This window comes from uncultured Salinisphaera sp. (genome assembly GCF_964012375.1).
Taxonomy (GTDB): Bacteria; Pseudomonadota; Gammaproteobacteria; order Nevskiales; family Salinisphaeraceae; genus Salinisphaera.
This window is the reverse complement of sequence record NZ_CAXGSH010000105.1, coordinates 1-12,198: the sequence shown is the minus strand read 5'-3', so window position 1 is coordinate 12,198 and position 12,198 is coordinate 1. Positions and strand designations below refer to the sequence as shown.

The 12,198-nt window shown below is 64.3% G+C and carries 10 protein-coding genes; 8 read left to right on the top strand and 2 right to left on the bottom strand.

What is annotated here, in order from left to right:
* Nucleotides 1–171: 171 nt before the first annotated feature.
* The 4 genes from yghU to ABNU97_RS15250 all read left to right on the top strand — a co-directional run bounded on the left by yghU (nucleotide 172) and on the right by ABNU97_RS15250 (nucleotide 4,651).
* The gene (gene yghU, locus ABNU97_RS15265; RefSeq protein WP_348767533.1) at nucleotides 172–1,047 is read left to right on the top strand and encodes a glutathione-dependent disulfide-bond oxidoreductase; all 876 of its coding nucleotides are present in this window, start codon (nucleotides 172–174) and stop codon (nucleotides 1,045–1,047) included.
* 238 nt (nucleotides 1,048–1,285) lie between these two features.
* Entirely contained in the window at nucleotides 1,286–3,178 is a 1,893-nt protein-coding gene (locus ABNU97_RS15260; RefSeq protein ID WP_348767532.1) for a sensor domain-containing phosphodiesterase, read from the top strand.
* A gap of 15 nt (nucleotides 3,179–3,193) precedes the next feature.
* The gene (locus tag ABNU97_RS15255; protein WP_348767531.1) at nucleotides 3,194–3,427 is read left to right on the top strand and encodes a DUF2835 family protein; all 234 of its coding nucleotides are present in this window, start codon (nucleotides 3,194–3,196) and stop codon (nucleotides 3,425–3,427) included.
* A 72-nt stretch (nucleotides 3,428–3,499) separates the two neighbouring features.
* Nucleotides 3,500–4,651 (top strand): aldo/keto reductase, encoded by a 1,152-nt coding sequence (locus tag ABNU97_RS15250; RefSeq protein ID WP_348767530.1) that lies wholly within the window; start codon nucleotides 3,500–3,502, stop codon nucleotides 4,649–4,651.
* Between the two features lie 11 nt (nucleotides 4,652–4,662).
* Here the strand turns inward: ABNU97_RS15250 and ABNU97_RS15245 are convergent, their stop codons facing one another.
* Entirely contained in the window at nucleotides 4,663–5,286 is a 624-nt protein-coding gene (locus tag ABNU97_RS15245; protein ID WP_348767529.1) for a pseudouridine synthase, read from the bottom strand.
* 42 nt (nucleotides 5,287–5,328) lie between these two features.
* The gene (locus ABNU97_RS15240) at nucleotides 5,329–7,320 is read right to left on the bottom strand and encodes a hypothetical protein (protein ID WP_348767528.1); all 1,992 of its coding nucleotides are present in this window, start codon (nucleotides 7,318–7,320) and stop codon (nucleotides 5,329–5,331) included.
* Nucleotides 7,321–7,841: 521 nt separating this feature from the next.
* Here ABNU97_RS15240 and dctP point away from each other — a divergent pair.
* The 4 genes from dctP (at nucleotide 7,842) to ABNU97_RS15220 (ending at nucleotide 12,153) form a co-directional block, all read left to right on the top strand.
* Nucleotides 7,842–8,891, top strand: a complete 1,050-nt coding sequence (gene dctP / locus ABNU97_RS15235; RefSeq protein ID WP_348767527.1) for a TRAP transporter substrate-binding protein DctP — start codon at nucleotides 7,842–7,844, stop codon at nucleotides 8,889–8,891.
* 73 nt (nucleotides 8,892–8,964) lie between these two features.
* Nucleotides 8,965–9,519, top strand: coding sequence for a TRAP transporter small permease subunit (locus ABNU97_RS15230; RefSeq protein WP_348767526.1), 555 nt, complete (start codon nucleotides 8,965–8,967; stop codon nucleotides 9,517–9,519).
* Nucleotides 9,516–10,826: a TRAP transporter large permease subunit gene (locus tag ABNU97_RS15225; protein WP_348767525.1), complete on the top strand. Its 1,311-nt coding sequence runs from the start codon at nucleotides 9,516–9,518 to the stop codon at nucleotides 10,824–10,826. Before ABNU97_RS15230 ends, ABNU97_RS15225 begins: the two co-directional genes overlap by 4 nt.
* Nucleotides 10,827–10,950: 124 nt before the next feature.
* Nucleotides 10,951–12,153 carry a PQQ-dependent sugar dehydrogenase gene (locus ABNU97_RS15220; protein ID WP_348767524.1) on the top strand — a complete coding sequence of 401 codons (1,203 nt, stop codon included), beginning with the start codon at nucleotides 10,951–10,953 and terminating at the stop codon, nucleotides 12,151–12,153.
* Nucleotides 12,154–12,198 lie beyond the last annotated feature (45 nt).

The window sequence follows — 12,198 nt, the reverse complement described above, 5'->3', positions numbered from 1 at the left end:
ACCGTGCCACTTGTTATTGGCTTGGGCACGCTACGCTCTCACTTGTCTGTCAATCGCGCGCAAAGCACGCCGGCGCGACCGTGACAGGTCGTGCAGAGCTTCCCTAGATTCGACGCGAAGGCCCGGCCGCCGGATAATCGTGCGTACACGATCTTCGAGAGCGCGCAGCCAATGAGCGACAACAACCATTACACACCGCCGAAAGTCTGGACCTGGGAGAAGGGCAGCGGCGGCAAGTTCGCCAATATCAACCGGCCGGTCGCCGGTCCCACCCACGAAGCGGAGCTGTCGGTCGGCAAGCACGACTTCCAGCTTTATTCGCTGGCCACGCCCAACGGGGTGAAGGCGACGGTGATGTTCGAGGAGCTGCTCGAACTCGGCCACAAGGGGGCCGAATACGACGCCTGGCCGATCAATATCGGCGAAGGCGAGCAGTTTTCCAGCGGCTATGTGGCCATCAACCCGAACTCCAAGATCCCCGTGATGGTCGACTACAGCACGGCCAACCCCACGCGGGTGTTCGAATCGGGCTCGATCTTGCTCTATCTGGCGGAAAAATTCGGTGAGTTTTTGCCCGGCGATCACGGCGCGCGAACCGAGGCGATGAACTGGTTGTTCTGGCAGATGGGCAGTGCGCCTTATCTGGGCGGCGGCTTCGGGCACTTCTATGCCTATGCGCCCGAGAAGATGCAGTACCCGATCGATCGTTTCACCATGGAAGTCAAACGCCAGCTCGACGTGCTCGATCGGCGTCTGGCCGAATCGCAGTATCTGGCAGGCGGCGAATACAGCATCGCCGATATTGCCACCTGGCCCTGGTACGGCGCGCTCGCGCTCGGCCGCCTCTACGACGCGGGCGAATTCCTGCAGGTTCAGGAATACGAGAACGTTCAGCGCTGGGCACAGGAAATCGATGCGCGTGCCGCGGTACAGCGCGGGCGTATGGTCAACCGTGTCTGGGGTGAGCCGCACGAACAACTTCGCGAGCGGCACAACGCCAGCGATTTCGAGCGCCGTACCCAGGACAAGCTCGACGCGGCGGATTGAGCGCCGTGCTGCCGTCGCGCTCGTCCCGTTCGAGCCGGGCAGGCCGGGCACGAAGCTGTGGGTGCCTGCAAGCGCGCCACGGTCTGGCCTGGGCCGATGCGACGGCGGCTTTTCGTCGCCTCGGGTCAGGGCATTGGAAGCGCCGCCATGCGACGTGGCGCTTGAAAAAAAATCGTGGCCGAGCGATAACCGTGACGATACGCGCATGTGGCGAGGCGAGCGGTAAAGGACGGCCCACGTGACCAGCGAAACGACCGGCGGCGACGGCCCGCTGCAGCAGCCCGTGGCCGGAAGATACAGCTCGGTGTCTGTCGACACCGATCGACGTGAGTGCGACCGGCTGTCCGATCTGCTCGAACTGGGTCTGCTCAATACCCGCCCCGAAGAGCGCTTCGACCGGATCACCCGGCTCGCTACCGAGCTGCTGGACATGCCCATCGCGTTGATGTCGCTCATGGAAGGCGACCGCCAGTGGTTCAAGTCCACCTGCGGTATCGAGATCAAGGAATCGTCGCGCAGTATCTCGGTGTGCGATTACACCATCGTCCACGACAAGCCGCTGTTCGTGGAAGACGCGAGTCGGGATCTGCGCTTCGCTCATCTGCCCTATGTGGCCAGGGCTCCTCATATACGCGGCTATGCCGGCATGCCCCTGCATGGGCCCAAGGGCCGCCCCATCGGCACGATCTGCGTGGCCGGCTTCAAATCGCGCACGTTCGATAAGCGCGATCATGCGCTGCTGAAGGAAATTGCAGACTGGATCGAACACGAATTCGATCTCGACCGCCGTATCGCCGCCCACGACCGCCACGTTGCCCGGCTGATGGACCGCGACCCGTCGCTGCCGGTGGCTACGCGTACGATCGCGCTCGAGCGCCTTGACGATGTGCTGATGTCGCGCGCCCGCAGCGGCCAGGGCACGGCGGTCCTGCATCTGGATATCGTCAACCTCGCCCACTACGAACAGACCTACGGCGAGCAGGTCGCACGCAACACGGTCGCGAACTGGCTGGCGGCGCTCCAGGCGGGCGCTGCGGATTTTTGCTATCTCGCAAGGCTGTCGGATACCGAGTTCGTCGGTGCCGTGCCCGATCGAGAGGATATAGAAGCCGTTCGCGCCGACTGCGAGCGCCAGGTGGAGCATGCCAACCGCGCGGTCAGCGGCGGTGCGGCCCAGGTGGCGTTTCGGGTGGTTGGCGGGCTTACCGTGCACGGCGACCACGGGCGCCACGCCGCCGAGCTGGTATCGCGTGCGCGCCAGGCGCACCGACGCGCCGATATCGGGCGCGGCGTGGTGCTGTTTTCCGAAACGATCAATCGCCAGCTGCTGCGCGATCGTCATATCCGCCGTCTTTTCGAGACCGCGCTGCAGGAAGGCGGAATCGATTTCCATTGGCAGCCGCTGTTCAGCAACCGCGGCGATACGCTTGCCGGCTTCGAACTGCTCGCGCGCTGGCACGACGCCGAACTCGGCGATATCTACCCCGACGAATTCATTCCGCTGGCCGAGGCCGAACACAATCTCAGCCGTGCCCTGGTAGAACACGCGCTGGGTACCGCCGCTGCGCAGATTGCGCAATGGCAGGCACAACAGGTGCCGTCGCCGCTGCCTTATATCGCGATCAATATTCCCGGCCGCGAATTCTATGAAAGCGACTTCTACGACTGTGTTGCCGGCATACTTGCACGCCACGGCATCGACGGGCGGCGCATGGTGTTCGAACTCACCGAACGCAGCCTGATTGCCGATTTCGACGTGGCGGCCCGGACCATGGCCCGTTTGAACACGCTCGGTATTCGAATCGCCATGGACGACTTCGGCACCGGCTACTCGTCCATTGCCTATCTCACCCGGCTGCCGCTGGCGCTGGTCAAGCTCGACAAGAGCGTCGTTCAGCGTCTGGAGCACGATGCGGTTGCACGTGAGCTGGTGCGCAGCATCGTCGATCTTGCCCACGGCCAGGATCTGGGCGTGGTGGCCGAAGGCGTGGAGACCCGCGCCCAGCACGAGTGGATACGCTCGTTCGGCTGCGAATACAGTCAGGGGTTTCTGCTTGCCCGGCCCGAATCGCGCGACGACTCCTGCAAGCGCGTCGCCGCCCAGCCGCCGGAAAACCCCGCCCCCATGTGAGCACGTTGGCCGCCCATGCCAAGCATCGATCTGATCATCGAACTGTCTGCCGCCCAGTGCCGGGCTCACTATGCGGGCTCGGTCGACCATGTCTACGCCCAGAGCGTGGATGGGCGTCGGGTGCTGCTGCCGGCCCAGGCACTACGGCGCGTGGTCACGCGTGACGGCGTACACGGCGTCTACCGCTTGAGCTACGACGACAACGGCCGCTTCCAGTCGCTGCAACGGTTGGGCGACAGCGTTTGCTAGCCGCCCACGCTCGAATGCCGGCTGCGCCGTTTGCTAACTTGGCATCAACTCTCCAAACCTCAGGGATACGTCATGACCAGCCGTCGACATTTTCTGCGCACGGCCGCCTTCGGTGGCCTGGCCGGCGCGGCCTCACTGCTCGCGCCCCGTGCCTTTGCCGCAGACAAGGCCGTGCATGCCACGCACAGCCCCGACGCCATGCCGGCCAACCCGGGCGACGTATCGGCGCCCGGCTATCGCCCGCCGCATAAATACGGCGCGGGCGGTACCCAGGCCGGCAATATGTTCGTCGAAACGTCGGACGAAACCGTCGAAGCCATGATGCAGGCGCACTGGGACGCGGGCGTGCGCTATTTCGATACCTCGCCCTGGTACGGCCTGGGCCTGAGTGAACGTCGCATGGGACATTTTCTCGACGGCAAACAGCGCGACGACTATGTGTTGTCGTCCAAGGTCGGGCGCCTGCTCACACCGGATGCCTCGATGGACAGCCACGGCATCTGGGCGGGTGATCTGAACTTCAATTATCGCTACGACTACACCGCCGCCGGCGTGCGTCGCTCGGTCGAGGACAGCCTGCAGCGCCTGGGCGTGCCCAGTCTGGATATGGTGTTCATCCACGATCTGGCGCCCAGCAACGACGATCTGGACGACTACGATGCCCAGCTCAAGACTGCGATAGACGGCGCCATGCCGGAGCTCACCAAAATGCGCGAGGAAGGGCTGATCAAGGCCTGGGGCATGGGCGTGAACGATATCGAGCCCGCGCTTGCCGCGCTCGACAACGCCGAGCCCAACGTGCTGCTGCAGGCCACGCGCTACACGCTGATGAACCACGACGACGCCCTGGAGCGGCTGTTCCCGAAATGCGAGGCGCAGGGCTGTTCGGTGGTGATTGGCGCGCCCCTGGGCGCCGGCTTTCTCGCGGGTAAGGATCGCTGGCTCTACAGCGGCGACGCTATCCCCGACGGCTATCGTGAAAAACGCGCGCGGATCAGCGAAATCGCGTCTGTGCACGGCACCGACCTGAGGACCGCGGCGTTGCAGTTCACGGCCGCGCCGTCGATCGTATCGGCCACCATTCCGGGCGCGCGCGATGCACGCCAGGCACGCGAAAACGCTGCCTCCATGCGCGCATCGATCGCCCCCGCCTTCTGGCAGGCGCTCAAGCGCGAAGGCCTGATCAACGCCGACGCGCCGACCGAGCTGACTCAAAAGGCGTAATCGCGTCGGCTCTAGCCGGGCAGGCGCGGCGCCAGTTCATGCCACGCGCCGCTGGCCAGCCCGGCGAGCGACCAGGGGCCAATCCGGGTACGCACGAGGCGCAGAGTGGGCAGATCCACTGCTGCGGTCATGCGCCGGACCTGGCGGTTGCGGCCTTCGCGGATGGTGATTTCAAGCCAGGTCGTGGGCACATTCTTGCGATAGCGCACGGGCGGGTCGCGGCGCCAGAGTTCGGGTTCGGTGATGATCTCGACATCGGCCGGCCGCGTGGGGCCGTCCTTGAGCGCGGGCCCGGCGCGCAGCGCCTCGATCTGGTCGTGGCTTGGCGCGCCGTCGACCTGTACCCAGTAGGTCTTGGGCAGCTTGTACTTCGGATCGGTGATCCGAGCCTGCAGCTGGCCGTCGTTGGTCAGCAGCAGCAACCCCTCGCTGTCGCGATCGAGCCGCCCGGCCGGGTAAACCCCCGGCATATCGATATAGTCGGCCAGCGTGGCGCGGTCGTTGCCGTCGGTGAACTGAGTGAGCACACGAAACGGTTTGTTGAACGCGATCAGCCGCGGCGTATCGGGCCGCGCCGCGGGCTTGCGCGGCTTGGGCTTGCGACGGCGCCGGGTTCGGGCAGATGCCTGGCTCATGAGCGCGCTTGGTCGGTCACGGGCAGACGCAGGCGCAGCACGCTATTCGACATCGAACTCCTTGCCCCAGCTGTCGTAGGCCAGCGTCACGATGCGCTCGAGTTCCTCGTCGCTCACGCGGTCGGCGTTGCCGTGTTCGAGCGGATCGTAGTGATACACGAACAGCCGCGAGGCGAATTCGGCGAAGGGCAGTGAGGCTTCGCCCGGCAGCTCACCGTGGCCTTCGGTGGTGGTGACGATGCCCTGGCCCCAGTCCTGGCCGCTGTCGTTATTCGGGTTGAAGAAGTACACCCGCATATCGCCGTCCGGGTCGAGCGCGACGCGCAGGATGGCGATGGCATGGCGGCCGACATAGCGCGCCGCGCTGTCGGTGACGGCGATGCCGGCCGGCTGGGAATGAATGACCGGTACGTTGCCGTTGTAGTAGGGGTGATAGCAGGCATAGAAATGTCGTACGAAGCCGGCATGATCGCCAATCGCGCCGGTTTTCGGATCGGCGACCACGGCAAAGCCCTGGCCGACCCACCAGCCGTAGAATTCGGGGTTGATCCAGCGGTGCAGGTCGTTGTCGCGTTCGCCGCAGAGCCGGCCCATTTCGATATACAAGCGGTCCAGATGCGGCACCAGCACCAGCGATACCGGGTCCACGTCCAGCGGCGCTTCCTTGGCCAAGCCCGCGGCCAGACCCTTGGATGAAATCGGCTCGCCTTCGAAACGGGTGAGTACCTCGTCGTCGCGGGCCGCCCAGGTCACCAGCTGCAGCAGGTAGTCCGGGTCGTTGTCGGCCCACATCGACAGCCCGATCACCGACTGGCAGGTGGGGTTGTTGCCCTGGCCCACGCCCAGCGGCTGGCCCAGCAGCCCCAGCACGCCGGCGAGCAGGAACACGCGCGGCGGCTGCGCCTCGCCGCAGACCATGCGGATGTTGTCTTCGGTGGCCGGCGAGAGTTTCAGGCCGATCTGTCGCCACAGCCCGGCCGCAACCGGGGTAGAGAACAGCACGCCGCGTTCGAGCAGCAGCGCCAGGCCATAGATCGCCTGCGCGGTTTCCACGAACACCGTCTCGTCGATGAGGGTGTGCACCAACTGGCGATAGCACAGCAGCGCGTCCTGCCCGGTCTGACTCAAGCCGAGTGCAATGGGAATGAGCGCGTCGCCGCTGCCGTCGGGCAGCCCGCGCAGATGGCGCAACAAAACGGCGTGATAGACCGACGCCAGGCCGGTGTCGTGCATCGCCCGAGCGAAGCCCAGCGCCTCGGTCGTCAACGCCTCGTAATCCATGGCCTGCAAGCGTTCGGCATAGACGGCAACGCCGGGATCTTCGGCACAGCCGGGCGAGGGCGCAAACAGCGATTCGACCAGCCGCCGTGCGTCGTCGTTGCCGCTCGTGCTTTCGATGGCCGGGTCGTACAGGCAGGTGGCGATCTGAATCACCATCTGGCGGACGTCGTCGACCTGAATGGGGCGCTGGGCGAGAATGCGCCAGACCTCGGCGACCAGACTATCGAGAATGCTCTCGTAGCCCATATGCTCGAGTTGGTAGTGATACAGCGCCTGCACCGCCACGCCGAGCTGGTCCGGGCGTTCGCGGTCGGCTTCACTGAGCGTGCCCGAGAGCAGGTCGAGGTTGAGCGCCATTACCTGGGTCAGAAAATTGCGGGCGCGTTCGGCGGTGATGCCGCGGTGGCGGTAATCGCCGCGGGCGACCGCCAGCAGCCGCAGTTCGCTCAAGGCCTCCATGGCGGTAAGCACGGCATCGCCCTGACGCAACGAACGCACCGCCAGGGCCGGCTGCAGGATGGCCGGCCGCCCCCAGTCGCTGTGGGCGAACACGCCCGCGCTTTCGTATTGCGCCACCCGCTCGTAGAGGGCCTGGGGCCCACCGTCACTGGCCAGAATTGCCGCCGCGTGTTGCAGCACGTCGCTTTTGAGGTCCTTGCGCGTGTCTTCGTCCGCGTTGCCGAGCTGGGCCAGCTTGGCGTCGAAGGTGTCGAGCAGGGTAGCGAGATCGCGGTTGTCGTTCGGCATCGTCATAGATCAGGGATATCCAGGGGCAAGGCATGAGCCTAACGTGAAAAGGCGGTGTTCGACGTAATACGCGCCGTGCGCGCCATAGACTACTGTGTTGTACATACGCGCGGCTGAACGGCGGGCACGATTGCCGTCGCGGCGCGCGGGCGACGTTCATGCATGCATCGTTGCCGGCCGGGCTTCGCATGCCATGGGGCCGCACCCGCCGTACTGATCGAGCCGAGAACATGGGTGCAGGCTAACCCTTGGCGAAACGCGGGTTGGCATACCCATGTGCCGGCGGGTCCGCGCCGCGAAGGCGCTCAACACGGGGATCGACGGTCGACATACGGCAGGTGAATCTGGCCGAATGCGGGGTATGTTTGGACGCTAATGGCTGTAAAACACAGGCAAAATAAGACGTGAAACGAAGTTTCAAGTAAGGCATGATCGGTGCATCCGGCGCCTGCTGGACGGCGAGCGGTACAGCAACGCAAAAAACGCTGACCGTATGCGCCGGAGTTTCATAACGGAGGAGATATCCGATGCTTTCGACACCTTTCAAGCGCGGGCTGCTGGCTGGCGCCACCGCGCTGGCGCTCACCGCGTTCCTGGCCCCCACGAGCGCCTTGGCGCAGAAGAGCACGACCTGGCGAGTGCAATCGCACTGGCCGAGCTCGAGCAGCTCGTACGAAGACAGCCTGGTGCGCATCAAGAACGTCATCGAAGAGCGCACCGATGGCCGCGTAAAGCTCAAGCTCTACCCGGCCGGCGCGCTGTTCAAGGCCCAGCAGACCTTCGACGCGGTCAAGCGCGGCACCATCCAGATGGGCACCATCTCGCCGGCTTATGCACAGAACCAGATGAGCCTGGCCGGCATCGCCTCGGGCCTGCCGTTCGCGTTCCGCAACGTCTGGGAAGCGGCGTACTTCCACAAGAGCATGGGCTTCGAGGACATGCTGCGTGACGAGGCCGCCGAAGAGGGCGTGTACTGGTCCACCGACAAGGTCTACCCGACTGAAATGGTCGTGGATCGCCCGATCAACAGCATGGACGACTTCAAGGGCCTGAAGATCCGTTCCTCCGGCGCGCTGCAGACCTTTTTGACCGAAGCCGGCGCCTCGGCGAGCTATATCCCGGGCGGCGAGCTCTACACCGCGCTTTCCAGTGGTGTGGTCGATGGCGCGCACTGGGGTGCGGCCCAGGGTGCGGCCAGCATGAGCCTGTACGAAGTGGCCAAGTACCACGTCAAGCCGGCGCTCAACATCGCGGGCACGGACGTGTTCATCATCAATCAGAAAGCCCTCGACAAGCTTTCCGATGAAGACGCCAAGACGGTCAAGCAGGCGCTCGACGAGCAGTTCTGGGTACGCACCAACGAGTATCTCTACAAGGAACAGATCGCGCTGGCCAAGGCCATGGCCGAGCAGGACGTGCAGATCACCACGCTGCCGGACGACGTGCAGCAGCATCTCACCGAGGTGGCCAAGAAGTCCTGGGAAGAGCAGGGCAAGCGCAGCGACGACGCGGCCGAAGCGCTCGACAAGCTCAAGCGCATGCTCAGCGATCTGGGGTATCTCGACGCCAACGGCTGATCGCATTTCGGTCTGACTGCCGCCCCGCTGGCCTTCGCGGCCACCGGGGCGGACTTATCTGCGGGGGTCGCTTATGCGCCTGCTCAATGGTTTTATCCTCGGCATCACCAAGCTCAACGACTGGATCGGCCGGGCGGTGGCGATGCTTATTTTCGTGATGTTCGCCGTGCTGCTGCTCGGCGTGCTCTATCGCTACGCGCTCGAGGCGCCGCGTGTATGGACCACCGAACTCACCCAGTTCGTGTTCGGTTTCTATGCGGTGATGTCGGGCGGATACGTCATGGCACATCGCGGCCATGTGAACGTGGACCTGTTCTACAGCTCGCTGGCACCGCGTGCGCGTGCCGCGCTCGACGTGTTCACTTCGTCGCTGTTCTTTCTGTTCACGATCACGCTGCTTTACTACGGCGGCGTCATCGCCTGGGAAGCCGTCGACAGCATGGAAACGTCCTACTCGGCGTGGAACCCGCCGGTCTGGCCGTTCAAGATCGCGATCCCGGTGGCCGCCTTGCTGCTGCTGTTACAGGGCATCGCCAAGCTGGTTGAAGATATCGCGATTGCCGTAGGCGCCATCGAGCCGCCTGCCGTAGCCTCCGAGCGCGACAGCAATCCGGGAGAAACGGCATGAGTATCGAACTCATCACGCTGGCCTTCTTCGGCGCACTGCTGTTTTTTCTCGTTCTCGGGCTGCCGCTGACCTTCGTGCTCGGCGGCGTGTCGGTGATCTTTCTTTATTTCACCTGGGGGATCGATTCCTTCTATCTGGTGGCCTCGCAGATCTGGGGCACGATGGAGAGCTTCACCCTCGTCGCCATTCCCCTGTTCGTATTCATGGCGATGGTGCTGGAACGAACGGGCGTCGCCAATTCGCTCTACCGGATGATGTATCTGTGGTGGGGCGGCACGCGCGGCGGGCTGGCGATTGGCACGGTGTTCATCTGTGCTGTCTTCGCTGCCATGTGTGGCATCAGCGGCGCGGCGGTGGTGGCCATGGGTACCATCGCACTGCCATCGATGCTCGAACGCGGCTACGACAAGAGCATGGCCCTGGGCGCCATCAACATTGGCGGCGGGCTGGGTATTCTCATTCCGCCCAGCATCATCATGATTCTGTATTCGCTGATTACCGGCGTGTCGGTGGGTCAGATGTTCGCGGCCGGCGTCTTTCCGGGCCTGCTGCTGGTCGTGCTGGTTGCGATTTATATCCTGGTGCGCTGCTACTTCCAGCCGGAACTGGCGCCGGCCCTGCCGCCGGAAGACCGTGCCAGCTGGGCCGAGAAATTCCGGTCCCTGGGCGCGGTGCTGCTGCCGATTCTGATCGTGGTGATGGTGCTGGGCTCCATCATGCTCGGTATTACCACGCCGACCGAAGCCGCTGCCATGGGCGTGCTCGGCGCCCTGATTTCGGCCGCGGTCTATCGCAAGTTCACCTGGGCGCTGATTCGCGATGCCTCGCTGCGCACCTTTTCGCTGACCGGCATGATCATGTGGATTCTGTTTGCCGCGCACGCATTCAGCGCGGCCTATCAGAGCATGGATGCCCAGGCCATGATCGAAGGCTGGATGGAAATGATCCCCGGCGGGCCCTGGGGCACGATCATCGCCATGCAGGTCATTCTGTTCCTCATGGCCATGGTGCTCGATCCGGTCGGCATCATGTTGATCACGCTGCCGGTGTTCATGCCGATCGTGGAAAGCCTGGGCTTCGACCCGATCTGGTTCGGCATTCTGTTCGTGATCAACATGGAAATCGGCTACATGACGCCGCCGTTCGGCTTCAACCTGTTCTATCTCAAGGGCGTGGTACCGCCCTCGATCACGATGCAGGATATCTACCGCTCGGTGCTGCCCTATGTGATGGTGGGCATCGTGGGGCTGGCGATCATCATGATGTTCCCGCAGATCGCGACCTGGCTGCCGGGCTACGTGTTCTAGGTACGGCCCGCTACGGCGCTGCCCGCCGTGACGGCGGGCAGCGCTTTTGTCATCCGCGGACTATCCGGGCGACGTATCGTTTAGTTCAACGATAACGAGTTCAGCGATAAAAAGGGGATAGTTCATGACGCGTCACCATTTCGCGCCGCGCTACGCGCGCGGCCTGTTTGCCGCGGCGATTGCCATGCCGCTGGCCGCCTTCGCGGCCTCCGACGATGCGCCCGATGTCGAGGCCAGCGACGACATGGCCATTGCGGCCGAAACCGTCGCCCACTTCAATCAGCCGTGGGCGATGACCTTCCTGCCCGACGGCGCCATGCTGGTTACCGAACAGCGTGGCCAGCTCGTACACGTCAGCCGTGAAGGCGAGAAAACCGACGTCGCCCAGATGTTCGAGGTCGCTTACGGTGGCCAGGGCGGTCTGGGCGACGTGATTCTCGACCCGAATTTCGCCGACAACCGCCATATCTATCTGTCGTACGTGGAATCGCTGGATGGTGGCGCCACGCGCGGCGCGGCGGTGGTGCGTGCCCGGCTGGCCATGAACGACGGCAAGCCCGCGCTCGAAGACGTGACCAAGCTGTGGCATCAACAGCCGTACCGGGTGGGCAAGGGCCATTTTTCGCACCGGCTGGCCTTCGCACCGGCCAATGCGGAACACGCCGGCGATCTGTTCATTACCTCCGGCGAGCGCCAGAAGCAGGACCCGGCTCAGGAAATGGACAACAGCCTGGGCAAGATCATCCGCATCAAGCCGGATGGCAGCATTCCCCCGGACAACCCGTTCGCCGATGACGGCGAAATCGCCAAGCAGTTCTACAGCGTCGGCCATCGCAACATGCTGGGCATCGCCTTCGATGCCGACGGCACGCTCTGGACCCATGAAATGGGCCCGGCCCACGGCGACGAGCTCAACCGGATCGCAGCGGGCGACAACTACGGCTGGCCCGTCGTTTCGAACGGCGACAACTACAGCGGCGTGCCCATCCCGAACCACGACACCCGCCCGGACTTCAACGCCCCCGAGGTGTCCTGGACGCCTTCGATCGGCCCGGCCGGGTTCGTGATCTACGACGGGGACATGTTCAAGGACTGGCAGGGCGACGGCTTCATCGGCGGCCTGGTGGCTAAGGCCATCGTTCGCGTCAACCTCGACGGCGACAACAGCGAAGAAGTGGCCCGCTACGGCTGGGGCACGCGTATTCGCGAACTCGAGCAGGGCCCGGACGGCGCGCTCTGGGTGCTCGAAGACAAGGCCAAGGGCGCCGCCGACGACAGCATGGATGCACGTCTGATTCGCCTGACGCCCGCCCAAGAAGAAAGCTGATCCAGGCGGGCGGCCTTCTCACGCCCGCCCACTCGGCATGAGCGG

Bases quoted from the DNA above. Each gene is read 5' to 3' on its own strand.
- yghU (WP_348767533.1), top strand. From the start codon at position 172: ATGAGCGACAACAACCATTACACACCGCCGAAAGTCTGGACCTGGGAG.
- ABNU97_RS15255 (WP_348767531.1), top strand. From the start codon at position 3,194: ATGCCAAGCATCGATCTGATCATCGAACTGTCTGCCGCCCAGTGCCGG.
- ABNU97_RS15250 (WP_348767530.1), top strand. From the start codon at position 3,500: ATGACCAGCCGTCGACATTTTCTGCGCACGGCCGCCTTCGGTGGCCTG.
- ABNU97_RS15245 (WP_348767529.1), bottom strand. From the start codon at position 5,286: ATGAGCCAGGCATCTGCCCGAACCCGGCGCCGTCGCAAGCCCAAGCCG.
- ABNU97_RS15240 (WP_348767528.1), bottom strand. From the start codon at position 7,320: ATGACGATGCCGAACGACAACCGCGATCTCGCTACCCTGCTCGACACC.
- dctP (WP_348767527.1), top strand. From the start codon at position 7,842: ATGCTTTCGACACCTTTCAAGCGCGGGCTGCTGGCTGGCGCCACCGCG.
- ABNU97_RS15230 (WP_348767526.1), top strand. From the start codon at position 8,965: ATGCGCCTGCTCAATGGTTTTATCCTCGGCATCACCAAGCTCAACGAC.
- ABNU97_RS15225 (WP_348767525.1), top strand. From the start codon at position 9,516: ATGAGTATCGAACTCATCACGCTGGCCTTCTTCGGCGCACTGCTGTTT.
- ABNU97_RS15220 (WP_348767524.1), top strand. From the start codon at position 10,951: ATGACGCGTCACCATTTCGCGCCGCGCTACGCGCGCGGCCTGTTTGCC.